Annotated in this window: 21 protein-coding genes; 11 read left to right on the top strand and 10 right to left on the bottom strand. The window is 40.3% G+C overall.

Annotated features, from left to right (window positions below; all coding sequences use genetic code 11):
* Positions 1-57: 57 nt before the first annotated feature.
* The 5 genes from ACM0OT_RS21025 to priA all read right to left on the bottom strand — a co-directional run bounded on the left by ACM0OT_RS21025 (position 58) and on the right by priA (position 6,750).
* Positions 58-219 (bottom strand): hypothetical protein, encoded by a 162-nt coding sequence (locus ACM0OT_RS21025; protein WP_414566340.1) that lies wholly within the window; start codon positions 217-219, stop codon positions 58-60.
* 501 nt (positions 220-720) lie between these two features.
* Positions 721-2,718 (bottom strand): ATP-binding protein, encoded by a 1,998-nt coding sequence (locus ACM0OT_RS21020; protein WP_414566339.1) that lies wholly within the window; start codon positions 2,716-2,718, stop codon positions 721-723.
* Positions 2,715-3,605, bottom strand: coding sequence for a substrate-binding domain-containing protein (locus tag ACM0OT_RS21015; protein ID WP_414566338.1), 891 nt, complete (start codon positions 3,603-3,605; stop codon positions 2,715-2,717). Before ACM0OT_RS21015 ends, ACM0OT_RS21020 begins: the two co-directional genes overlap by 4 nt.
* A gap of 124 nt (positions 3,606-3,729) precedes the next feature.
* Positions 3,730-4,173 carry a hypothetical protein gene (locus ACM0OT_RS21010; protein ID WP_414566337.1) on the bottom strand — a complete coding sequence of 148 codons (444 nt, stop codon included), beginning with the start codon at positions 4,171-4,173 and terminating at the stop codon, positions 3,730-3,732.
* 69 nt (positions 4,174-4,242) lie between these two features.
* On the bottom strand, positions 4,243-6,750 hold the full coding sequence (priA, locus tag ACM0OT_RS21005) for a primosomal protein N' (protein WP_414566336.1): 2,508 nt from the start codon (positions 6,748-6,750) through the stop codon (positions 4,243-4,245).
* Between the two features lie 827 nt (positions 6,751-7,577).
* Here priA and ACM0OT_RS21000 point away from each other — a divergent pair.
* The 4 genes from ACM0OT_RS21000 to ACM0OT_RS20985 all read left to right on the top strand — a co-directional run bounded on the left by ACM0OT_RS21000 (position 7,578) and on the right by ACM0OT_RS20985 (position 10,935).
* Positions 7,578-8,714, top strand: a complete 1,137-nt coding sequence (locus ACM0OT_RS21000; protein ID WP_414566335.1) for an RpoD/SigA family RNA polymerase sigma factor — start codon at positions 7,578-7,580, stop codon at positions 8,712-8,714.
* A 117-nt stretch (positions 8,715-8,831) separates the two neighbouring features.
* Positions 8,832-9,326, top strand: coding sequence for an N-acetyltransferase family protein (locus ACM0OT_RS20995; protein ID WP_414566334.1), 495 nt, complete (start codon positions 8,832-8,834; stop codon positions 9,324-9,326).
* A gap of 136 nt (positions 9,327-9,462) precedes the next feature.
* Positions 9,463-9,795: a cytochrome c6 PetJ gene (gene petJ / locus ACM0OT_RS20990; protein WP_414566333.1), complete on the top strand. Its 333-nt coding sequence runs from the start codon at positions 9,463-9,465 to the stop codon at positions 9,793-9,795.
* Positions 9,796-9,990: 195 nt separating this feature from the next.
* A complete protein-coding gene (locus ACM0OT_RS20985) occupies positions 9,991-10,935 on the top strand; it encodes a tetratricopeptide repeat protein (protein ID WP_414566332.1) in 945 nt (314 codons plus the stop codon).
* Between the two features lie 215 nt (positions 10,936-11,150).
* Here ACM0OT_RS20985 and ACM0OT_RS20980 read toward each other — a convergent pair whose 3' ends face one another.
* The 3 genes from ACM0OT_RS20980 to ACM0OT_RS20970 all read right to left on the bottom strand — a co-directional run bounded on the left by ACM0OT_RS20980 (position 11,151) and on the right by ACM0OT_RS20970 (position 12,419).
* Positions 11,151-11,375, bottom strand: coding sequence for a hypothetical protein (locus ACM0OT_RS20980; protein WP_414566331.1), 225 nt, complete (start codon positions 11,373-11,375; stop codon positions 11,151-11,153).
* 84 nt (positions 11,376-11,459) lie between these two features.
* Positions 11,460-11,666 carry a hypothetical protein gene (locus ACM0OT_RS20975; RefSeq protein WP_414566330.1) on the bottom strand — a complete coding sequence of 69 codons (207 nt, stop codon included), beginning with the start codon at positions 11,664-11,666 and terminating at the stop codon, positions 11,460-11,462.
* A 393-nt stretch (positions 11,667-12,059) separates the two neighbouring features.
* Complete coding sequence (locus tag ACM0OT_RS20970) at positions 12,060-12,419, bottom strand: hypothetical protein (protein ID WP_414566329.1); 360 nt, start codon at positions 12,417-12,419, stop codon at positions 12,060-12,062.
* Positions 12,420-12,620: 201 nt separating this feature from the next.
* Here ACM0OT_RS20970 and ACM0OT_RS20965 point away from each other — a divergent pair, with 201 nt between their 5' ends.
* Entirely contained in the window at positions 12,621-14,966 is a 2,346-nt protein-coding gene (locus tag ACM0OT_RS20965) for an NACHT C-terminal helical domain 2-containing protein (RefSeq protein WP_414566328.1), read from the top strand.
* Positions 14,967-15,113: 147 nt separating this feature from the next.
* Positions 15,114-15,821, top strand: coding sequence for a cupin domain-containing protein (locus ACM0OT_RS20960; RefSeq protein WP_414566327.1), 708 nt, complete (start codon positions 15,114-15,116; stop codon positions 15,819-15,821).
* Positions 15,822-15,823: 2 nt separating this feature from the next.
* On the opposite strand, the gene ACM0OT_RS20955 is transcribed toward ACM0OT_RS20960, so the two are convergent.
* Entirely contained in the window at positions 15,824-16,444 is a 621-nt protein-coding gene (locus ACM0OT_RS20955; protein WP_414566326.1) for a TetR/AcrR family transcriptional regulator, read from the bottom strand.
* 443 nt (positions 16,445-16,887) lie between these two features.
* On the opposite strand from ACM0OT_RS20955, the gene ACM0OT_RS20950 reads away from it, so the two are divergent.
* The 5 genes from ACM0OT_RS20950 (at position 16,888) to ACM0OT_RS20930 (ending at position 22,465) form a co-directional block, all read left to right on the top strand.
* Positions 16,888-18,084 (top strand): ABC exporter membrane fusion protein, encoded by a 1,197-nt coding sequence (locus ACM0OT_RS20950; protein WP_414566325.1) that lies wholly within the window; start codon positions 16,888-16,890, stop codon positions 18,082-18,084.
* A gap of 129 nt (positions 18,085-18,213) precedes the next feature.
* Entirely contained in the window at positions 18,214-19,386 is a 1,173-nt protein-coding gene (gene devC / locus ACM0OT_RS20945) for an ABC transporter permease DevC (RefSeq protein ID WP_414566357.1), read from the top strand.
* Positions 19,387-19,445: 59 nt separating this feature from the next.
* The gene (locus tag ACM0OT_RS20940; protein WP_414566324.1) at positions 19,446-20,144 is read left to right on the top strand and encodes a DevA family ABC transporter ATP-binding protein; all 699 of its coding nucleotides are present in this window, start codon (positions 19,446-19,448) and stop codon (positions 20,142-20,144) included.
* A 726-nt stretch (positions 20,145-20,870) separates the two neighbouring features.
* Entirely contained in the window at positions 20,871-21,809 is a 939-nt protein-coding gene (locus tag ACM0OT_RS20935) for a M23 family metallopeptidase (RefSeq protein WP_414566323.1), read from the top strand.
* Positions 21,810-21,928: 119 nt separating this feature from the next.
* Positions 21,929-22,465, top strand: coding sequence for a late competence development ComFB family protein (locus ACM0OT_RS20930; protein ID WP_414544103.1), 537 nt, complete (start codon positions 21,929-21,931; stop codon positions 22,463-22,465).
* A gap of 96 nt (positions 22,466-22,561) precedes the next feature.
* Here ACM0OT_RS20930 and ACM0OT_RS20925 read toward each other — a convergent pair whose 3' ends face one another.
* A complete protein-coding gene (locus tag ACM0OT_RS20925; protein WP_414566322.1) occupies positions 22,562-23,290 on the bottom strand; it encodes a L,D-transpeptidase in 729 nt (242 codons plus the stop codon).
* Between the last annotated feature and the right edge of the window lie 227 nt (positions 23,291-23,517).

The raw sequence follows: 23,517 nt of genomic DNA, 5'->3' as shown, positions 1-23,517 counted from the left end.
GTACCGTCTGATCAAAAGCATTGATGCTTTCAATACTCGATATTGGCTATAAATGGATTAAGAATAATACCCACCCCAATCAGGCCAATATCCCCAAGGATCACCTTGCACTTTATCGAGATTGCCAAGTTCGTATAGTTTTGGCGCGTGATAGTCTTGTGCTTTGGCTTGTTCACCACTATTAGATATATTTGTCAATTCAAGTTGTTGAGATTTCATAACTAGCTCCTATCAAAGAAAATTGAAAAAGAATTTAGAAGAAGTTAAGGTCAGCTTGTACTTAAACCTGTTTTTTCACTTCAGGATAATCCAATGGCTTAAAGCCTTTCGGAGCTTAAAATTCCATGTTTGGACTAGAAATTTTAGTTACTGTTAAAAAATCAAGGCTCAAAGCTCGACTAAAATCAAAGCTTCAGAAGCTTACTTCAGTTATTGTTTTCCAAGAGTGACAAAACAGGGTTAATCTATGAAGTGAATCCTCAACTTTTCTTGTCTTCTGGATTATTTTGATTTAAAGAAATACTTTAGCTAAAACCACCTCTCTAATGGTAGAGGTTTTTACTTGAAGGCATACTCCTATGGGGGTATTATCAAAGCTTACTATTTATCAAAATCATTAACGTACAGTAGTATTTAATCTGTTCTATTTAAGATAGACTGAAGCAATAATATTCAGTATACAAAATGTAAAATAATTGATACCACAAAAAAATGTGTTGACTAAATTGCCATGTCAGCCTTGACTAATGGTTGACCATCTACAGTGGACGTTGGTTGGGGTTGGCTAATGGGGATTTTCATCACGAATTTCATGCCTTTTCCTGTGGTGGAATCACACCAGATTTTCCCATTGTGTTTTTCGGTAACGATTTGGTAACTGATGGATAAACCTAAACCGGTGCCTTTACCAACAGGTTTCGTGGTGAAGAAGGGATCAAAAATGCGCGATCGCACTGTTTCAGAAATCCCTAAACCATTATCAGCAATGACAATCTGGGCTTGATGCTCATCTATGATTTGAGTAGAAATACAAATTTGCCCAGGCTGTGTATGACGTTCCTCTGGTGTTTTTTGTTGCGTTGATTCTTCCAAAGCATCGATGGCATTGGTGAGTAAATTCATAAATACCTGATTCAGATAGCCAGGATAACACTCAACTAACGGTAATTGACCGTAATTTTTCACTACTTCAATAGCTGGGGCATCCAACTTGGCTTTGAAGCGGTGTTGTAAAATCATCAAAGTGTTATCAATACCTTCGTGGATATCGGCGGGTTTGAATTCTGCTTCATCTAAGCGAGAAAAGTTACGTAACGACAGGACAATATCACGGATGCGATTAGCACCTACTGTCATCGACTGGAGAATTTTTTGCAGATCCTCACTAATAAAATCTAAATCCACTTCATCCAGTTGATCTGGCAGCAATTGAGCAGATTTATCAAAGTCATGTTGATAATAGTTGATGAGTCCTAGCAACTCTTGAAAATATTGTTCAATATGCGTCAAGTTACCGTAAATAAAGTTGATGGGATTATTGATTTCATGAGCAACTCCCGCCACCATTTGTCCCAGTGCTGACATTTTTTCACTTTGTACCATTTGATTTTGGGTGCGGTGCAATTCTCTGAGCGTAGTTTCAAGTTGCTGCATTTGTTCATACAACTGCAGATCGCGCAATTTCAGTTGCTCTGTCATTTGATTGAATCCTTGCGCCAATAATCCGACCTCATCCTGGGTATCTACTGGGAGACGGATAGTTAAGTTACCTTGGGCTAATTGTTGAGTTGCTTGAGTCAAACTTTGGATGCGACGACTGAGTGATTGAGTGACACCGAACCCTAGAAACATCACTCCCACAATGAGAACACTTCCAAGTAAACCAAAACTACCCACAATAAACCACAATTGTCGCTCTGCTTGTTCGGTTTCTGTGACAGATTTAAGTACAGCGATTTTGAGTTTTGTTTGATCTAAACTTGGTAGTTCAATGATTTTACCCAGATAAGTTTCTCCAGCAATTTTGATGTTGGTAGGTGAGCTATCTGCTGGAGAAAATGGCCAGGGTTGATTACGTTCAAACTTTAAAGTTGATGCAGTTACTTGATTATCCTGAAGGACAATCAGATGCATAGATGTATGGCCTCGAAATTGCTGAAGTAGAGTATCATCAATGGCAACACCAATCACTAAGTTGGCTAAAACTTGTGTTGAAGATTTAATGGAAACAAAACTAGCCAGGGAGGACAAAGCGGCATTTTCTCCTACAATAATGCCTGATATTTCCAGTCCGGTTTGGGCGATGGCATTAATATTGGCATCTTGAACTTGATTGAGTGATTGCTGCTGGGAAGATATTAACGATTGACCATTAGTATTAATAATTCTCAGCAAATCGAGTTCTAAAGAAGCTTGGATGGGTAATAGGGTGCGGAGTAATAAGGCGCGATCGCCTACAGCAACCGCTTCGATTACGCTTTTTTCTTCACTGATCCAACGAGATTTTAAAGCCAGCAATTGTTGTTGCTGCTGCAAATCTTGTTGTAGCAACAGGGCAAGATCTGTTATTTTCTTGTGCGCTGTTTGTTCTAAGCTGTTTCTGGTAAAGTAACCAAACCCAATAGTGCCAGCAGCCCACAAAGTTAAGAAAATGAACAAAGGTAGTGACAACAGCTTGACGGAAACTGGAAGCTTTGTGTATTTATTACGGATGATCATTTCTTTTGAGAAACTGCTTGTTGCGTAACAGAAGCAAAGCCAGCTTGTTCTAAAACAATACTGGCTGGCTGGCTCAAGATGTAATCGACAAAAGATTTTGTTGTCTGGGAAGGTTGTTTACTCCAAACAATTCCTATCGTCCTTACCATTGGGTAATTTCCTGCTTTCAGGTTTTCTGGCGTAGACTCAATGCCATTTAAGCTGAGACGATTTACCTGTAAATTATGAGAAACGGCATAAGCCAAAGAAAAAGCACCTATGCTATGAGGAGTACTTTGCAGCGTTTGAATCAATTCGCCTTCTTTACGCATCACTACGGCATTCGGTGAATTGGGCAAATCTTTTCCCAGATAATGTTGACGTAAAAGACGCTTGGCAGATTCATCTTCTGGACGATCTAAAACTACAATTGAGGCATCAGGCCCACCTAATTGCTGCCAGTTGGTAATGCTACCGCTATAAATGCCTTGGAGGTCTTGAGTGGTGAGGTTGTTTACTTGAGTGACACTGGGATGAGTCGCAACCAGCAGGGCATCTTTAACTACCTGAAAAAATTCTAAAGTGCCATCGTTTTCTTCTGGTTTTAAGGTTTTAGAAATTGCCCCTACATCAACTAAACCCTGCTTGATTCCGGCAATAGTATTTTCTGACTGACCTGGTTCTAGGAGGATAAGTTGCTGATTTTTGTTGGTAGATTCGTAAGCTTGCTTGAGGGTTTGCCAAAAATTTACCGTACTGCTGGAACCGCCTACCTTGATTGCTGTTTGAGAGTTACTGTCTGGCGTTGTAATATTGGTAACCGCAGTGGAATTGGGATTTGTTGAACAACTGGGTAATCCCAAAAGCGCGATCGCACTGAACGCGAAGATGAATAAACACTTTTTCATTCAGTATATTATTGCAAGTGAATAATTACATTTATATCTAGTATTCCCTCATCCTCACAGAAATTTATACTACGACCGCGCCGATTCACCCAGTAAACCAGAGATAAACAAAGTATACGGCTATCTAACGCGTATAAACTGCTTTTTTCATTCCCATTTCCTCTATGGTTACAGGATTTCCATCTTTGGTGAAATCAAAGGATTTAGTAATTCGCCCGTGAATAAATAATGTCCATGCTGCTTGACCATTTTCGATCCAGATACAATGATATTTTTGGGCAGATCGGAAAATAATTGAGCCTGGCCCGTACCATTTGGTTCCCTGTTCTGTTTTCTCCCAGTATCCACCTTTTAAGATGATGCTGATATTAGCCCAGGGGTGGTTGTGTAGTAAACCTTTATACCATTCTGGACGATCTAAAATTTGGTTTAGGGTAATATTGAACCAGCGATTTTGCGGAAACAAAATAAAGTGAATATGCTGGCGCGGCTGTTTCTGTTCTGTATCGTTATAAGCAGTTAAGCAAGGACGAGACTCTAGATACTTGTTAAATAATTTGGCTAGCACAAAAATAGCTCCTAGTTAAAGCTTGGTAGTACTAATTCGTAGTTAAGTAAATGCAAGTTGTCAGCTTGATTACATGATGTTCAATGGATCTACATCTATAGTTAAGCTAACAGAATCACAACAAAGCGATCGCACTGATTCCCAATCAGGTAGCTGTGGTAAGGCATCAGGGGCGAATTTTAGGAGTATTTGCCAGCGATAACGGTTGGCTACCCTCACAATACTGGCTGGGGCTGGGCCTAGCACCTCAAAGCCTTCTCTATCACTTAATGCTGTGGCGATGATTTGCGCTGTGTTCTGTACTTGGATGGGATCAAGGCTACTTAAACGTAATAAAATTAACCTGCCATAAGGTGGATAATTCAGTGCTTCCCGTTGTTCTAATTCGGCTTGGGAAAAAGATTGATAATCATGTTGTTGCACCGCTTCAATTACCGGGTGTTCTGGGGTGTATGTTTGCACAATCACTCTACCGGGATCATCGCCTCTACCAGCACGCCCAGCTACTTGAGTTAAGGTTTGAAATGCCCGTTCACTGGCACGATAATCTGATAGATGCAACAAACCATCAGCAGCCACTACACCGACAAGTGTCACCTGGGGTAAATCTAGACCTTTGGTGAGCATTTGCGTACCTACTAATAGATGTGCTTCCCCGTTGGCAAACCGCGTCAGCAGGGTACGGTGTGCGCCTTTGTTACGGGTGGTATCGCTATCAAACCGGATATAAGTTAACTGCGGAAACTGTCTTGCTAATTCTTGGGCGACGCGCTGAGTTCCGCTACCAAAAAATTTGAGGTAAGGTGAACCGCATTCTGGGCATTGTTGGGGATGCGATCGCACATAATTACAGTAATGACAGCGTAATAATTGGGGCGCACCGTCTTCGGTCTGGTGATAGGATAGCGACACGTCACAATGGGGACATTCCATTACATACCCACAACTGCGACAAGAAACAAAGGTACTGTGTCCCCGGCGATGAATAAATAAAATTCCTTGTTGTTGCTTTTCTTGCAGCTGATGTAAAGCTGTTTGTAGCGCTCTACTAAATATAGAACGATTTCCCTGCTGTAACTCTAGCCGCATATCGACTAATTCCACCGGTGGTAAGGGGCGGGAGTTGATGCGTTGGGGAAGGGAGAGGTAATAGGAGGAGTTGGGAGTGGGGGATGAAGTGTTTTTCAGGCTCACCCAACTTTCTAATGAAGGGGTGGCGGAACCTAAAATTAAGGGACAGTTTTCTAATTCGGCTCGCCATTGGGCGACGGTGCGGGCGTGGTATGTGGGGATGGGGGAATCTTGTTTGAAACTGCTGTCGTGTTCTTCGTCTAAGATGATGATTCCTAAGTTGGGTAAGGGGGCGAAAATGGCGCTGCGCGTCCCGATGATGATTTGGGGTTCGCCTGTGAGCATTTGTCGCCAAGTGTCGTAACGTTCACCGTCAGAAAGGGCGCTGTGATACACACTAATTTTGTTGCCGAAACGAGCGCGGAAACGATCTGTTAACTGGGGTGTGAGTCCAATTTCTGGAACTAATACTAGGGCAGATTTACCTTGGTTAATTAGGGGTGCGATCGCTTGTAAATATACTTCGGTTTTGCCGGAACCTGTGATCCCATGCAATAACACTTGAGCAAATTGATTCAAGTATTTGATCATGGCTAAGGCATTGGCTTGATCACTATTTAAGGTTTTGGGATCATCCTGCGCTAATGCTAATCCTTGTTCTGTTCTTAATATTTCTCTCTCCTCAATAACTATGTAGCCTTTGTTGGCCATCGTCTTTAAGGTAGAGGAACTAGCATGACAAATTTGTAAGAGTTCACTTTGCCATAATTCTCCGCCACGTCGTCGTAATACTTCTAAAATTTCTCGTTGGCTAGTAGTTAAATCATGATCAATGGTGCCAATTAAGGTGACTGCTTTTTGGAGTTTTGGTTTATTTAGCCTTGGAGGTTCCAAATAACTTTCTACGAACCCCAATCGCAATAACTCGCGTACTCCCCGATAGGCTGCTTTGATTTTTTGTTGCAGGTAGGTAAAACTGTAGTCTCCATCTGGTTGCGCTTGCAAAAGTTGGATAACTTGCTGTGCTGTGGGACTAATAAAGGTTGCTGATTGGGAAATTTGTCGGTTTATTTCGGCATTTTGGCATAAGCGAATCCGACGTTGCGATCGCCCCAGCAATCCTGGTGGTAATGCTACCCGGATCACCTGAATTAGCGGCGTATAGTAATATGCGGCTACTCGATTTAATAATTCCCAATATGTGGTGGGAAAAAATCCTACACTCACTACATCTTCTACTTCTCGAATTTTTTCTGGTGGTAAATCTACGTTTAGTTCTGTCAATAAACGAATGGCGATCGCTCCTACTTTTTGTGAGCCAAATGGCACACTTAAAATATCCCCAGGGTTGATTTTTAAATGCGTAGGCGATCGGTAAGTAAACAATCCCAGCGCTCCTGGACAATCCACCAGCACTTCCACCCACAGAGGTACCGTTTCTGACTGGTAAGATTCACCAGGTTCCGCAACCGCTAAATTGAGTAAATTAATGCCATTTGTATACATAAGTTAGTAATTCTATGCTCAAATATTTCTCTCGATTTCACTTCGTTTCTCGGTAATTATCTAGCTAATCCAGTTTTTATTTTTTGGAGGTAAATTGTATTTCATAATACTTTCAATCCACATAATACTTGAGAATTTTCTTATTATGTAATCTACTAGACAATTTTGTCTTAACAATACATGCCATAAATAGTTGAAGAGAGTTATAAAAAATCCAACTATGTTATTGGCTGCTTCTGAAATAGTGTGACTATCTACTAAATCTGACGTAGTATTTTTCAGCCTCTTGATAGATATTCAACTGTTAATGTCTATGAGATGCTTTTATACATACAAAATATTTCAGAAATTTAAACTAGTCAACTTATGTCATTTAGGAAATTTTATGAAAAACATATAACTCCAAAAATCGAAACTATGATTGTCGTAATGATTTTTAACCCATAAAGCTGAATTTTTTCATAAAAGTATAGAAAATTTTAAGCTGTTGGGGGATTTACCTGAGTTTTTTATATTTGTTAGAGTGGATAAAGGTTAAAGAAAATCGACAGGCTCAGGTATTAGGAAAAAAATAAGGCATATATTCTGTTGGAACCTGAGAAGATCGTTTCTGGGTGCAAAAGCCAGTATTTGTTAGAGTTTATATCTAACTGGAAACCAGAAATGATAGCTAAGGGCTGATTTTTATAACTGAATAAGCAATTAGCAAAAACATGTATTTTTATCACAAAGAGGTGCATTTGTTTCTTAGGGAAACTACCAAGCTTTAACCAAACGGCTGTCAATAAGTTATGTACCAAACAAAGCAACAATCCCTAAAGTAAACTATGAACATTGCTGAATTGGGAACAATGGAAATACTGGAAACTACTACCGAACATGAAGAACATACATTAGAAGATATATTAGAACCAGTAGTAGAGGAAGAATCCCCAATTATCGAAAATCTGGAATCAGAGGAACGTGATGGGGATGAAATGGCGGCGGCGAGGCCTTCAGGATACAATAAAACTGAACATGATGATGCCGTAGGCGCGTTTTTTAAAGAAATGGCGCGTTATCCGTTGCTCAAACCAGACGAAGAAGTCGAGTTAGCGCGGAGAGTCCGGTTCCTAGAGGAAGTTAGGGAAGTTCAAGCTGCTTTGGAATTAGAACTGGGACAGTCAGTCAGTAAGGCGCAAGTAGCTTCCCAGTTCGACATGACAGAAAAACAACTGGAAAGTCGCTTATATCAAGGTCGCGTGGCGAAACGCAAAATGATTCGCTCGAACTTGAGGTTGGTAGTTTCCATAGCCAAACGTTATTTGAATCGCGGCGTACCTTTTCTGGATTTAATCCAAGAAGGCGCAATGGGTTTAAATCGCGCTACAGAAAAATTTGATCCAGATAAAGGATATAAGTTTTCGACTTACGCCTATTGGTGGATTAGACAAGCAATTACCCGGGCGATCGCTAATGATGCACGGACAATCCGTTTGCCTATCCATATTGTAGAAAAACTAAATAAACTAAAAAAAGCCCAACGGGAACTCAAACAAAAACTTTGTCGCAATCCTTCCGAAGCCGAAATGGCGGAATCTTTGGAGATTAGCGTGCAACAACTGCGCCAACTGCAACAACTAAGGCGACAAGCACTGTCTCTCAATCACCGTGTTGGTAAGGAAGAAGACACGGAATTGATGGATTTGCTAGAAGATGAGGATAACTTATCTCCCGAAGCAAAAATGAACGAAAACATGATGCGTCAGGAGATTTGGGATGTATTGGGTGATGTGTTAACTCCCCGGGAGAAAGACGTGATTTCTCTGCGCTATGGTTTAACAACCAGCGAACCCTGTACTTTAGAAGAAGTTGGCAATATGTTCAATTTGTCACGGGAACGAGTGCGCCAAATTCAAAGCAAAGCTATGCGGAAATTACGCCGTCCTCATATAGCCAAACGTTTAAAGGGATGGTTGATTTAATTAGTCATTGTGAAGATTGGCAAAAACAATCCAAAATCCAAAATCTTAAATTGGGACTGTCAAAAAAGTTACCAATTAATTATAGACTATGGACTGTGGATTATAGATTATTAACGAATGGCCCCACATAGCAATTTAATTTTGCGTTTTGCTGAACCTGCTGATAGCAATGTACTGTTTGATTTAATTAAGGGTCTTGCCGAGTACGAAAAATTATCTCACGCTGTTACTGGCAATACTTTGGATCTCCAGGAGCATTTATTTGGCTCCCCAAAGTATATTGAGGCAATACTAGCAGAATATGCAGGGCAAGCGGTTGGTTTTGCCCTGTTTTTTTATAATTATTCCACTTTTTTGACTAAGCCAGGAATTTATTTGGAAGACTTATTTGTCTTACCAGAATATCGACGGCAAGGTATTGGCAAAGCTATTTTATCTAAAGTAGCGCAGATAGCAGTCGAGCGAAATTGCGGGCGGTTAGAATGGAGTGTCCTGGATTGGAACGAGTCGGCGCAAGCATTCTATCGCAGTATGGGAGCATCCATTTTAGATGAGTGGCGAATTTGTCGTGTCACAGAAGATGCTTTGCAACAATTAGCTGTGAAAGAATGAAGTGTAAAAATACAAAATTCTTTATTAATGATCACAGAGAAGTTTGACGGCTTGTCTTTTGACTAAGATAATTTGTTCAAACGAAAATTATAAAGGATATTGTACCGAATCAGACGTTTTGCAGAGAGAACACGCAATGAAAAGAATTATTTCAGTACTATTGTTAGGCATAGCCATCTTCACCTTTGCCTTCAGTAGTCCGGCTTTGGCAGCAGATACTGTTAATGGCGCTAAAGTATTTGGTGCTAATTGTGCTTCTTGCCATGCAGGTGGTAAAAATCTAGTTCAAGCTAACAAAAGTCTCAAAAAAGATGACTTAGAAAAGTATGGCTTGTACTCAGCAGAGGCAATTATTAGCCAAGTTACAAATGGTAAAAATGCCATGCCGGCTTTCAAAGGTCGTTTGAAATCAGAACAAATTGAAGATGTAGCTGCTTATGTATTGGAACAAGCAGATAAAGGTTGGTAGTTAACAGTGATCAGATAAAACTGTTCACTGTTTTCCGCCCTGATGGGGATTTATACAGTTTAGCGTTTGCTACTGTAGACATAATCGTACATTCAAAGTTGGTGTATTCGACTCAAACGAAGAGCGCCACCACAATTAGCGGGGCTGTTTGTCCCGTTAATTTTGTTTATGCCGAAATTGTCAACTAGAATGCTTATGACTTATTTCTGGCGATTATTTTTCAGTGTATTGATGGCTTTTTTCCTGAGTTTTTCCCATCTCAGTGCCTATTCATTACCTCTTGCCATTACCCCAGTTACAGCTAGTGATTTCTTAAAATTGGGTGTAATTCAGATGCAGCGTGGTGCTTACCAAGAAGCAATTGAGCAGTTTAACCAAGCGTTGCAACTTCAGGAAAATTTAGCTGTAGCTTATAGCGATCGCTGTTTTGCTTACCTGCAATTACAAGATTACCACCAAGCGATCGCCGATTGTACTCAAGCCCTCAATTTTGCACCCCAGAACTTCGACACTTATCTGCTGCGGGGATTAGCACACTACAGAAAAGGCGATGATCCAGCCGCTATTGCTGATTATAACCAGGCGATCGCTCTCAAGCCTGATGATTTTCGAGCTTACTACAACCGAGGTTTAGCTTATACGGGGCAAGGAAAATACTTAAAGGCAATTGCCAATTATAATTTAGCCTTAACCCAAATTCCTCCAACCAGTAATTTATTCCTCGCGGATATCTACAATGACCGTGGTTTAGCTCACTTAATTTTGCAAGACTCCCCAGCTGCTATGCTCGACTTTGATCTGGCAATTCGCCTCAAACCACAGGATTATCGAGCTTACTTTAACAGGGGTTGTACTAGCGGTCAAAATGGGGATGATATGGCAGCAATTCGTGATTTTTCTCAAGCTATTAGACTTAATCCCAGTTATGCTCAAGCTTACGTGAATCGGGGAATGGCTCGATATCGCTTAAGTTCCCATCAAGGAGCAATGTCTGGTAATAAGTTATTTCGCATTTACACAGACCTCAAACAAGCATCTGAGTACTTTGGAGAACAAGGAGAAAAAGTTGCCTACGAAAAAACTCTCAGTTTACTCAATAAACTGCAACAACAATTAGAATTAGTCACTGAGATAGCATAATTAGTCATTGGTCATTTTGAGAGTTTTCCCAAACCCTCATTTTCCACACTACTTGGTTGTCTCGCAGAGAAGTTAAGAAGGTTTGAGAGAGTTCTTGCATAAGTCCTATAAACTACTACATATAATACACTCAGCAAGAGCTAAGTGGTTGCTCTGCTGAGTTCAACTTTATACTTACGACTTTACTGTGGGCAGTAAAGATCATTTATTGTTTGTTACTCTTCGTCAACAGCAATCATTACTTCTGCTGTATCTTTGAGAAAATTCAAGTGATATGGAGATTTATCAGAATTGATTTCTACCATCAATGTCAAATAAGGAGTAGTCAGTGTTATGCGGATTGGTGTTTTTGTTGAAGCTGTTAATACGAAAATCAACGAACTCAAGCTGATTATGACTGGAATTAAAACAGCTTTGCGTGTAATATTCGATATATTCATACAAGGTGTTTTTCCGCAGTAACTAAGTTTGGGAAATGGCAAGTTAATTAAATATTGCATGGTTTACACAATCTCTATAGAGAATTAACGAGAGGATTCATAGATCATGGCGACTCCACAAAAACAGAAGATAAATACGGCAATGCGAAACAGCCATTCCCAGACACTTTGGGAAATAAGTATCTGAACAATCGTAGAAGCACCAAAAACATTAGAGATGACATATGTGTTTGCAAAACCAAACAAAGCTAACAGAAAGTATTTCAGACATTTAAACGCAATCTGAGACATAAATTAATACCTTGTCTTGATGAAGAAAAGCTTAATTAGACTTGATAAACAGGCTCTTTTATGGTAAAATTGCACTTATATCTATATATTTGTAAGCTCGTGTTTTTAGCTTGAGCGTGGATAAAATGCAGCCCTAAATAACATTAAGTTTTTTTCATAATTTCCCTCTTTATTTATTGAGAATAATTTTCGAGGCTTTGTACCTTTATCACCAGATGAAACAAAGACATTCACAACAGTCATATTCAAACAAAAAAGCTGGCCAGTGAAATCTCACTGAAACCAGCTTTTGTGATTAAGTTCTAACCCTCCCAGCTTGTTAATAAACTAAGTTGTTAATTATTTAATTTAGTTTCAATCATGATTCTGTTAATACAAAGCAAGTGAAACAAACTAAATACTTTTCTTTGAATCGGTACAAATTCTGTAGGAAAGACCAACTGTTGCAATAAATGCTCTTTTATCAGGATATTCTAGATTAATCACACCATATCCATGCCCCAAAGATAAAGCTGTAAGAGCCGCTTGTAAAAAAAGCGATGGACAACTAATCTCTTTCTTTTCTACTGAATTCATCAAATCAATTAGAGAAATTGGCAAGTAATGCTCGCGAGCAAAGTCAATTAGCTGATTTTTGGAAAAGCTAAAGTTACCGACATTTGGAACGAGTAAATCTAGATTATTTCCCTCTACAGTTCTTAAGGTACAAGTTAGGGGACAACCTGGCCTAGGCATGTTTTTAAGAAATTCCATAATCACCCTAGTGTGCATAAAGCTTGAGCCTCCTCTAGTACGAGTGCGCTTGTGCCTGTATTTGCTTACGTGTTGTTCTCCGTATTCACAAATAATATAGTCATGTCGCTTTATATGTCAACTAATGCCGCTTTAAAGATTATCAAAAGATGGTTTATTGTAGTATGATGATGGCTGAAAAGCTTTTTAGGAGAGACATATATGGCAAAACCGACTTTACAAGCTTCCTCGCAAGGAATCCAGTTTGTCAAAGAAGCGTTAACTAAACAGGGATTAACACAAAAGATGTTGGCCGATAAACTAGGGCTTCATCGTTCAGTCATCAGTGCTTTACTTAACGGCAAACCAATTTTATTAGATAACTTTCTCCAGATTGGAGCAGCCTTAGGTTTTGAGCAAGACTGGTACAAACTTACTGTTTCTGAGCTAACAGTTAACCAATCCCTCATTAATTCGAGTCATAAAGCCGAGGGTGAAGTCACAAAGGTGGTGCAAGAAGTACGTAGTAAAGTAAGAGATATCATTCAAGAATGGTGCGGCACAATGCGCGTTCTAGATATGTCGCAGCCGATAGGAATAAGTCAAATTTACACAGATGTCAATATTTTAGAAAAACTTACTGCTCACAGACGTAAGACAATTAAAGAATTTCTGGCAGAATCTAATTTAGAAGATTTGGAAAGGTTTGGATTAGGCAGAGTAACTGACGAACGAGTTCCGGGTGAAAATGCCGTCAAAAAATATAAAAAGCTAATTGTTTTGGGAAAACCTGGAGCAGGAAAAACAACTTTTCTTAAGCATCTAGCTCTTCAGTGTAACCAGGGAATGTTTATGCCAAATCTGATTCCTATTTTTTTAAATCTTAAATATTTTTCTGAAGCTTCTAATTCTCCTTCCTTATTAGAATATATAGGACAGGTATTTTCTGAATGTGGAGTAACTACAGAGCAAATTCAAGAAGTATTTCTACGTAAATCAGTGTTGCTTTTATTAGATGGACTAGATGAAATCAAGAATGAACATTATGAACGAACTTTAAATGAAATCAGAAATTTATCTAGAATATATTATGATAATTATTTTATTCTTACCTGTAGAATAGCAGCTAAAGAATACTCCTATGATGTATTAGATAAATTTACTGAAGTTGAACTGGCTGATTTTGATCAAGAACAAATAGAGTTGTTCATTTCTCAATGGTTTGCAGCTAAAAAGAACAGAAATATTAAAGCAAAAGAGGTGATTAAAGCATTAGAAAAAAATTATCGTTTATCTCAATTAGCAGTAACACCTCTCTTGTTAACATTAATATGTTTAGTATTTGAAGAAAAAGGTACTGCTCCTAATAATCGTTCAGAGTTATATACAGAAGGACTAGAAATTCTTCTTAATAAATGGGATGGTAAACGAGGAATTCAAAGAGAGAAAATATACCAAGAACTATCTCTTCAAAGAAAAAAAGATTTATTAAGTTATGTTGCTTTCGAGACATTCCAAAAGAAAGATTTTTTCTTGACTCAAGAGGAAGCAAAAAATTATATACAAGAATATATAAAAAATTTACCCAGTAATGCCGATAGAGAACAAGAAGCTCTCCAACTAGACAGTGAAATAATCTTACATGCCATTGAAGCACAACATGGGCTGTTAGTAGAGCGTGCTAAAGGAATTTATTCTTTTTCTCATCTCACTTTTCATGAATACTTTACTGCTCGTGAAATCAATATTCGAAAGCGTCCGCAAAAAGAAGCTTTTCAGGAATTAGTCAATAATTTAAGCGATCGTTACTGGCGAGAAATATTTCTTTTATCAACAGAAATGGCTCAACCAGATGCTTCATCACTTATTAAAATGATGAAAAACAAAATTGATAGTATTCTAGAAGGAAATGAAAAATTGCAACAATTTCTTTGCTATGTACAGGAAAAATCGTCAACTCATAATATCTCTGTCAAATTAGCTGCTATACGAGCTTTTTATTTTGATATTGACTTTGAAATAGATCAAGATCGACGACTTAGTTTATTAATAGATAATTCAGCTAACTATTTAGTTTGTGGAAGCTTTTTTGCTCGTGTGTTTCCAAATACTAATTTTGAAGAAGGTATTCGTATTGCTGAGAATTATGATAAAAATATAGGACAGGAAGGCAGAAAAATTAGTGACGTTTTCTCCGCTAACGAAGGTATGTATATTGCTCTCAAATATGCGCTTGAATCTAATCAGCTACATCCAGAACTAAGAAATGTTTTAGAAAAGCTATATCAAAAAGATGCTCAATTTGACAATGATGAGCTTGATGAAGAAAAGCTGAAGCATTTAGCTGATGAATCTAGAAGCCTTGCTAAAAAAACTCGTAAAATTAGTAGTCATTCTTGGCAATTTCATGAAGATGAGAAGAACTTGTTGAAAACCTATTACGAAGCTAATTTACTGTTGGTAGAATGTTTAAATACTGATTGTATTATTGAACATAAAGTTCGTAAAGAAATTTTAAAGACACTAATATTACCTCTCAAAAAAAATGGAGCATTAAATCATCAATAAGACTGTTATTTTATGAATTAATCAGCTATAACTATTGCAAGTGTTCTTACTTGCTCAATTTATATTCTTCTGCCCGTAAGGGCTTTAAGCACTTGTCTGCTAGCAATGTCTAAATTTTCAATAAAAAACGCATAAAATAAATTGATTATGACAGTTCAAATATATCAACAGTTAATTCACGGTACTCTTTCCAAGTTTAGTGAACAGGCACCAGATTGTTTTATGGCTTGGAACGGAGATTATATTCAACTTCCCAATACGGGAAATCATTTTGGCTTTGTCTACAGTGGTCAACCCATTTTGTCTCGTAGTGCGGGTTTACAGGAGTACAAACTTCACCCTGGAATGTATTTCAGTTTGCCTGGAGAAGGTCAGATTGGTGGTCAAGATTCATCAGGTTTTTTAGTGACTTGTCCAGCTTTTAGAGGACTTTTTCTAATTGGAGGCGCTATTGAACCAATCGGGCGATTAGGCTACATCAATGGGGGTACAGACAATGTGCTAATTCCCCCAATTATGCTGGGAGATCCTTGTCTTAATGCTCTCTATTTTCCTCCAGGTATAGATCAAACAGCTCATACCCATCCTAGTTATAGGCTAATCATTGTCATCGAAGGCAGTGGTGAGTGTGAAACACTTGATGGCACTATCCCATTACAGCCAGGTGTTACTATTTTTATTCCCGCTAACAGCCTTCATAAGTTTCGCACAATTGAGGATAAATTAACTGTTGTTTGTTTCCATCCCGACTCAGATACAGGATTTACTCATACTGACCACCCCATGCTTAAACGTACAATAGTTTCTGGTATAAGTGCCTCAAACTTACCAGAAATTCAAACAATGCAAAAATAAGTTTACTCTACAGCACAATTGACAATCAAATATGTCAAAGCATCGATCAAGCGATCGCTCTCCATTGGCATAATCTCTTTACCATGCATAATTTCTTGCGTAATCACAAAATGCACTAACGACCCAATGAGAATTCTCGCTGTTGCTTCTGGGTCAGGTATCTTCAATTCCGGACAAGAAGCTAAATATTTACTGATAGTCTCAATCGCTGGTTTGGCAATGCTGTAAATAAACACTTGCGCTAACTCCGGAAATCGCGCCGACTCTCCCATTAACAACCGTTCAAATGACTGATATTCTCGGTCATTGACCATCTGATCCAACGCCGTTGCTGCTAACCGTCGTAGGACAATATAGGGTTCTCCCTTCAGGGGTTGTGTCCCCAAAATTGAGTGAAATCGCTTTCTAGCCAGTTTTTCTATCAGTGCCTTAAAAAGTCTTTCTTTATCTTGAAAATGGCTATATACCGTTGCCTTAGAAACCCCCGCCGCTTCCGCAACCCGATCCATACTAGTAGCAGCATAGCCATTAGATAAAAACTCCTGCATCGCTCCTTGCAAAATCTGTTCCATTTTATCTGCTGAACTTGAGCGGTCGATTTCCCCAGCTTTTGAGCGTGCCATTTTCAAATTATCCTTATTTTTTATTCACTGGTCATGGGGAAAATAATTTCACGCCATCTCCCAATATCACCACTTTCCACCGATCGCTTGACTAAACTACTCGGTTTAGTATAATTCTATTATAGAACTATACAGTTTAGTTTTGTAGTCTACCGATCATTCTGTTGAGCATCTTAAAAGTAGCTGTAGTAATCACTTCCCATTAGTTACGTATTTTCGCAACATCAACCTTTAAATGTAAATGAAAAATCACGTTGCGATACTTACAATCAGTCCTCCATGCATCTACTCACAACCCATGATTATGTCTAAAATTCAGGACAATCATGAGATTTTTTTCTCTTTTGAGTGATAAAAGAGAGTTAGGCGGGACATTTACCAAAATTCGATTTTTTGTTTCATTTAAATCAGCGTATTTGGAATTGCTTCAAAGGTATGCTATCGTGCAAAACTCAAAGCTAGACAGATCAATATCTCCTCAATCAATCCTGCGTCCGCCCTTTTTTATCGCTGTCATTGTATCTTTGACTGTTGTTGGCAGTAGTGTTTATACCGTTTTAAAATTTCAACATACAGCTAATCAACAGGCACAAGCACCAGCAGCACTCATTCCTGAGCTAAAAACGGTAACAGCCCTAGGACGGATTGAACCAAAAGGGAAAGTAATTAAACTTTCTGCTACCGCCTCTTCTGAAGGTAGCCGTGTCGAGCAACTTTTGGTGAGGGAGGGAGATAGGGTCAAAGCAGGACAGGTAATAGCAATTCTCGACAGCCGCAGCAGTGGGGAAGCCGCCTTCCAAGAGGCTCAAGAACAAGTAAAAGTGGAGATGGCAAATCTCAACCGGATTCAAGCAGGCGCGCAACGGGGAGAAATTGCTGGACAACAAGCCACAATTGCGCGTTTAGAGGCAGAACGTCAAGGTGATATAGCTGCCCAGGAGGCAACTGTTGACCGATTGCAAGCCGAAGTGCGTAACGCCCAAGCAGAAGATGAACGCTATCAGGTGTTGTATCAAGCAGGAGCTATATCTGCCTCTCAAAGAGACAGCAAGCGCTTAACTCTAGAAACAACCAGGAAAAATCTTCAAGAGGCACAAGCCCAGTTAAATCGTATCCAGACAAGCGGCCAGCAACAAATTAACGAAGCTAGAGCCACACTTGAGCGCATTTCTGAGGTACCGCAAGTGGATGTAGAAGCTGCCAAAGCCGAAATCAATCGAGCGATCGCCGCCATGAAACGGACACAAGTCAATTTGCAACAAGCTTATGTGCGATCGCCTCAAGATGGTCAGGTCTTTGAAATCCATACCCGCCCAGGAGAATTAATCTCTAATGATGGGATTGCTGATATTGGTCAAACCGACGAAATGTATGTCATTGCCGAGGTTTATGAAAGCGATATCAACAAAGTATCTCCAGGGCAGAAAGTGCAAATATTTGGTGATTTTCTCCCCATTGAATTGCAGGGTACAGTAGAGCGCAAAGCCTTACAGGTGCGTCGGCAGAATGTCATTAATACTGACCCTGCCAGCAATATTGATAACAGAATCGTCGAGGTGAATATCCGACTAGATGAAATTTCTAGCCAGAAAGCTGCCAACTTAACGAATATGCAAGTTAAGACAGTCATTCAACTGTAGACAAAATCTCAATTTAGGGACATTTATGTTTTCTCTGGTGCTGACGGTGGCGAGGGCATCAAATTCTGGCTGCAAATCTGCAATTTACTTTCACACTTACCGAATACTCAAAACTTAGCACTACGTATGATGGGTCTAATCAAACAACTGCGACGGCGAACACCTCTAGGATGGCTACAGCTAAGTCACGAAAAAAGTCGTTTGCTGGTGGCAATCTCCGGAATTGCTTTTGCGGATGTTTTGATGTTTATGCAGATAGGTTTTCAAACTGCATTATACGACAGTAACACTAGACTGCATCGCAGTTTGCAAGCAGATATTGTGTTGACAAGTCCCCAAGCTCGTAGCCTCCAAAATATGCCCACGTTTTCCCGTCGGCGACTGTATCAGGCAATGGATATTCCGGGGGTGAACTCAGCAGAGGCAATGTATGTCAATAACATCATCTGGAAAAATCCCCAAACGCGCCGCCAAACATCCGTGCAAGTAATCGGCTTCAATCCAGATAAGCCAGTTTTTGATCTACCGGATGTTAACCAACAATTACAGTCCATCAAACTGCCAGATAATGTCTTATTTGACCGTAGTGCTAGAGGCGAATATCACAAGGCCATCGCCCAAATAGATCAAGGCAAAAAACTGACCACCGAAATCGAAGGACGCACCATTACCATTAGTGGTTTATTCACAGTTGGCGCTTCTTTTGGTTCTGATGGCAGTTTAATGACCAGTGATCAGAACTTTTTAAGACTATTTCCCCGACGCCCCTCCAGTAGTATTAGTCTAGGTTTAATCAAAGTAAAACCAGGCCATGACCCCAAAAAGGTAGCGATCGCCCTGCAAGCCTACCTGCGAGATGATGTCAAAGTCATGACCCACGCAGAATTTATTGAATTTGAAAACAATTTTTGGCGCACCAACTCACCCATTGGGTTCATTTTCAGCCTTGGTGTATCGATGGGGTTCGCAGTGGGAGTCATTCTTGTCTATCAAGTTCTCTCCACCGATGTCAATGCTCATGTGAGGGAATATGCCACCTTCAAAGCCTTAGGATATCGCAATTATTACATGTTAAGTGTGGTCTTTGAACAAGCATTGATTTTAGCGGCATTGGGTTTTATTCCCGGCGTAGCAGTATCTTTGGGACTTTACCAAATGACGCGCACTGCCACAAATCTACCCATGTATATGACAGTATTACGTGGATTACAGGTATTAGTTTTAACTATCATCATGTGTTCTATTTCTGGAGCGATCGCTACTCGCAAACTGCGATCGGCTGACCCTGCTGATATGTTTTAGACCATGAGGATGGGGCATCTGCGAAATTTAAAATCTCACATCTAAAATTTAAAATTGCAATGGTTCCAGTTATTTCCATTCAAAATCTCGACCACTACTTTGGGCAAGGTTCACTGCGTAGGCAAGTTTTATTTAACATTAACCTGGAGATTCGATCTGGCGAAATTATTATTTTGACTGGGCCTTCTGGTTCTGGGAAAACTACCCTACTGACTTTAGTGGGTGCTTTGCGTTCTCCCCAATCTGGTAGTTTGCGCGTTTTGACAAGAGAATTTTACGGAGCTAGTACAGAGCAACTAGTACAGGCACGCAAACGTAACGGTTATATTTTTCAAGCACATAATTTGCATGGTAGTTTGACAGCACTGCAAAATGTCAGAATGGGCTTAGAACTACATCAGCATATTGGCTTACGAGAAATGCAAACTCGTTCAGCCTTGATGCTAGAGCAAGTAGGCTTAGGAAATCACCTACACTATTATCCTGACAATCTTTCCGGCGGACAAAAACAACGAGTAGCGATCGCCCGCGCTTTAGTTAGTCATCCTCCCATTGTATTAGCAGATGAACCTACCGCCGCCCTTGACAGTCAGTCAGGTCGTGATGTGGTCAACTTAATGCACAAACTAGCTCAAGAACAAGGTTGCACTATCCTCATGGTGACCCATGATTATCGCATTTTAGACATTGCTGACCGGATTGTGCAAATGGAAGATGGCAAACTCGTCAATGCTGCTCCCGTAAAAGCACAAATCTAAAAAGCTTACATCTTGTACTGGCGACTAAGAGTCACCAGGGCTGAAGCTTTTAACGGTTCGCAAGGTTACGTCCTGCGGTAAAAATAAGCCATACAGAGGTGTACGAGAAAGTAATCAAACTGTCCCAGGAAGTGGGATGGCTGCGCGGGTTCTTCCTTGAGAAGATCAAGGTAGCAATACCAGAGACGCTGTGTAAGACCATGATCGGGTTTAGTCCCGAATATCTTTGTGATATACCCAACGTGGCAACGACGAATGAGACGCGAAACGATGATGGTTGTTTTACTGAAGCTCCGGTTTCAGCGAAGCAAGCCGGAGTACTTCACACCTATTCCTGTTTTCTGAGGTGCGTTTCTCGACCTCAGAATTTTTATTGCGGCTCAGTAATTTTTTTTTAATTTTTTGATACAAGTTTTAAAGTTTGCGGTTTGAAACTTGGAGTACCAAGATGTATCGGTTAAGCTAATAGGCAAATAATCTTACCATTATTTCTTTAATGGCACAATTTCCCAAAATATGCTTTGCATCTGCTCTAATTGTTCAAATACTATGATTCCTCTTGGCCATTTTCTAGATTAATTTTAGTATAGTTTGGTCACCAGAATATTGCTTGACAATACTTAGTATCATTCCCTGTATTCAAAAAAATCTGCTGCGGTGGGGAAACATCAGTGTACATAAACTAGTCTGTTTGTCACCAGAAGCAAGGCCTTGATTTATAGCTCTATGACTATCGAGAATCACACCAGAAATCTTCCTCAACAGTTGCCTTCTTTGGGTTTCAAAGTCCCAAAGCACTTTCGCTCAATAACCTACTTGTTCATTGGTATATTTGCATCTGTCTTGGTTGTCGTCTTGAATTTGCCTGCAAATGCTTTGCAAGCGCAGGTAACTCCTAGTAATCCTCAATTGGGGGATACACTGTCTGTGATCATTAATGTTGATAATCCAGACAATATTGGTACTCCCTCTGTGGCTGTTGGTGACCAAACTTATCCGGCATTCCCCGTTGCCCCTAATAGATATCGGGCGTTAATACCAACGACTCCACTGGATAAACCGGGAACTAAAACCCTGAAAATTTCCGGTGGAGGTCAAGCGCAAAACTTGGCAGTAAATTTGCGTAATCGTACGTTTCCTTTACAACGCATTAATTTACCTCCAGGACGAGCCGGGGTGAAAGCAACTGAACATGAACTCCAGCGGGTAGCAGCTTTTAAAGAGTTACAAACACCGCAAAAGTATTGGAATGGTTCATTCCTGAAACCCAATGGCGGCAGGATTACTACCATCTATGGTGTACGTCGCTACTATAATGGTAAATTTGCAGAGAGCTACTTCCATCGTGGCGTTGACTACGCTGGTGCTGCGGGTTCACCCGTAGTTGCCCCGGCTGCTGGCACAGTTGCCTTAGTTGGTAGGGTATCCGATGGTTTCCGGGTTCATGGCAACACAGTGGGTATTGACCACGGCCAAGGAGTGACCAGTATTCTCATGCACCTTAGAGACATCAACGTCAAAGAAGGTGATGTCGTCAAAGCTGGTCAATTAGTTGGCACAATCGGTTCCACAGGTGCCTCCACAGGGCCTCATTTGCACTGGGGTTTATATGTCAACGGACAAAGTGTTGATCCAGTACCCTGGAGATTTAATGGATTGAATTAGTAGAGACGGCATTGATTGTGTCTGTACATAATTTGTATTTTTTGGTCTGATTATTCAGCAAAGTGAATTGAACTGTACCGTCCCTACCTTGCTTGGCTAGTGTAAAGATAATGAGCGTTATGAGTATTGAAAAAATTGTAGAACAAGCCCTCCAGGATGGTTATCTGACACCAGTAATGGAAGCAGAAGTTGGTCGAATTTGCGATAACGCATCAGAACTCTCAATTGAGGAGTACATGGCGCTAGATCGATTGATGGGGGCACTATTGACCGGTGAGGTTGTGGCGGTACCTCGGAAACAATTTATTAACGTCATGGAAGAATTGGTATTAACTGAGGCGATCGCCAGAGTAGCAGAAATTGAAGCTACTAGTGAAAGCTCGCTGGATGTCGGGGATATAGCGGCTTATGCCCTCAACCGATTGCCTCCCTTGTATGCCACTACAGAAGAAGGTGCTAGTTACCAGCGCTTACGTGCCAAAGCAGAATTGCAAGAATTAATTTCGCAGCAAATTAGCGAGTCTATAGGTCGTAACCTCGACCAACCCAATGATAATAGAACACCTGTAGTAGGTAAAAGCACTGGCAATGAAGTGTTGCGTCAAGTAAGTACCCTACTCCAAGTCTATGCACCTAGCTTTGAGCAAAAATTTTAATTTGATGACTACTAGGTAATAAAGTTTCCTGCCTGAATAATCTAATGTAGAGACGGAGCATTGCTACGTCTCTACAAATATTTTAGTCTGATTCAATCACTCACGCACCGAAACAAGTGTGCCAACACCCACCTGTTCATACAATAGGCGGACATCTTCATTACGCATTCTCAAACAGCCGTGAGAGATCGCAGCGCCCAAGAGGTGTGTATCTGGTGTGCCGTGAAAGCCAATTTCATTGCGACCATCTGACCAAAACCCAATCCAGCGCTCTCCTAACGGACTATCAGCACCGGATGGAAATATTTTGCCAGTAATTGGATGACGCCAAATTGGATCGTGTTGCATGTTTGTCACACGGAAAGAACCAGTAGGAGTTTCCCAGCCTGTTTTGCCTATAGCAATGGGATAGCTGGCTATAACTTGATCTCCCTTATAAACATAAGTGCGGCGATCGCTTAAATTTACCACCACTTCTGTCGGAGAAGTTTGGGAATTCTGTCTTAGTCCGGGAATAACTGAGCGTATTTTGGGCAATAACTCAGAAGAGCCTGGATTTTGGCTGGCTGTGGCCGACAGGTTAGGGGTAGAGTCGTTCGAGGTAGTTTTATTAAAAGTTGATTCACTGGGTGTAGACGCGCCAAGAGAAGTTGCTTCTAGATTCCCATAAATTCCCTGATGGCGGTTTCCTGCGGCAGCAGCAGGCTGCTCAAATTGTCCTTGGGTTGCAGTAATGCGCCAATGGACAGCTAGCGAGAAAAGGGCTGTACCAAAGCAGAGAAACATGACCATCCGCGCTACAGATTCATTTCTTACCATTGCCATCGCCTATTATTTATCCCTGAAATTCCCAGCGGAATAATTGAATAATGAGTACATGCAAATTATCAAGAATTTATAATTACTTATCTGTTCCCTTATAACTCTGTTGATGATCCTGGGCAAACTAAGATTGTCAGGACGTTTCGGCAACAAAATTCCTGGGACAACAAAATTTTATTTACAGGAACACTCCTAGCGCAACAATCCATCATTAATGGCGTGGGTGAGAG

It is taken from the genome of Anabaena sp. CCY 9613 (assembly GCF_963920895.1).
Taxonomy (GTDB): domain Bacteria; phylum Cyanobacteriota; class Cyanobacteriia; order Cyanobacteriales; family Nostocaceae; genus Cyanocohniella.
This window is presented reverse-complemented; position numbering and strand designations above follow the sequence as displayed.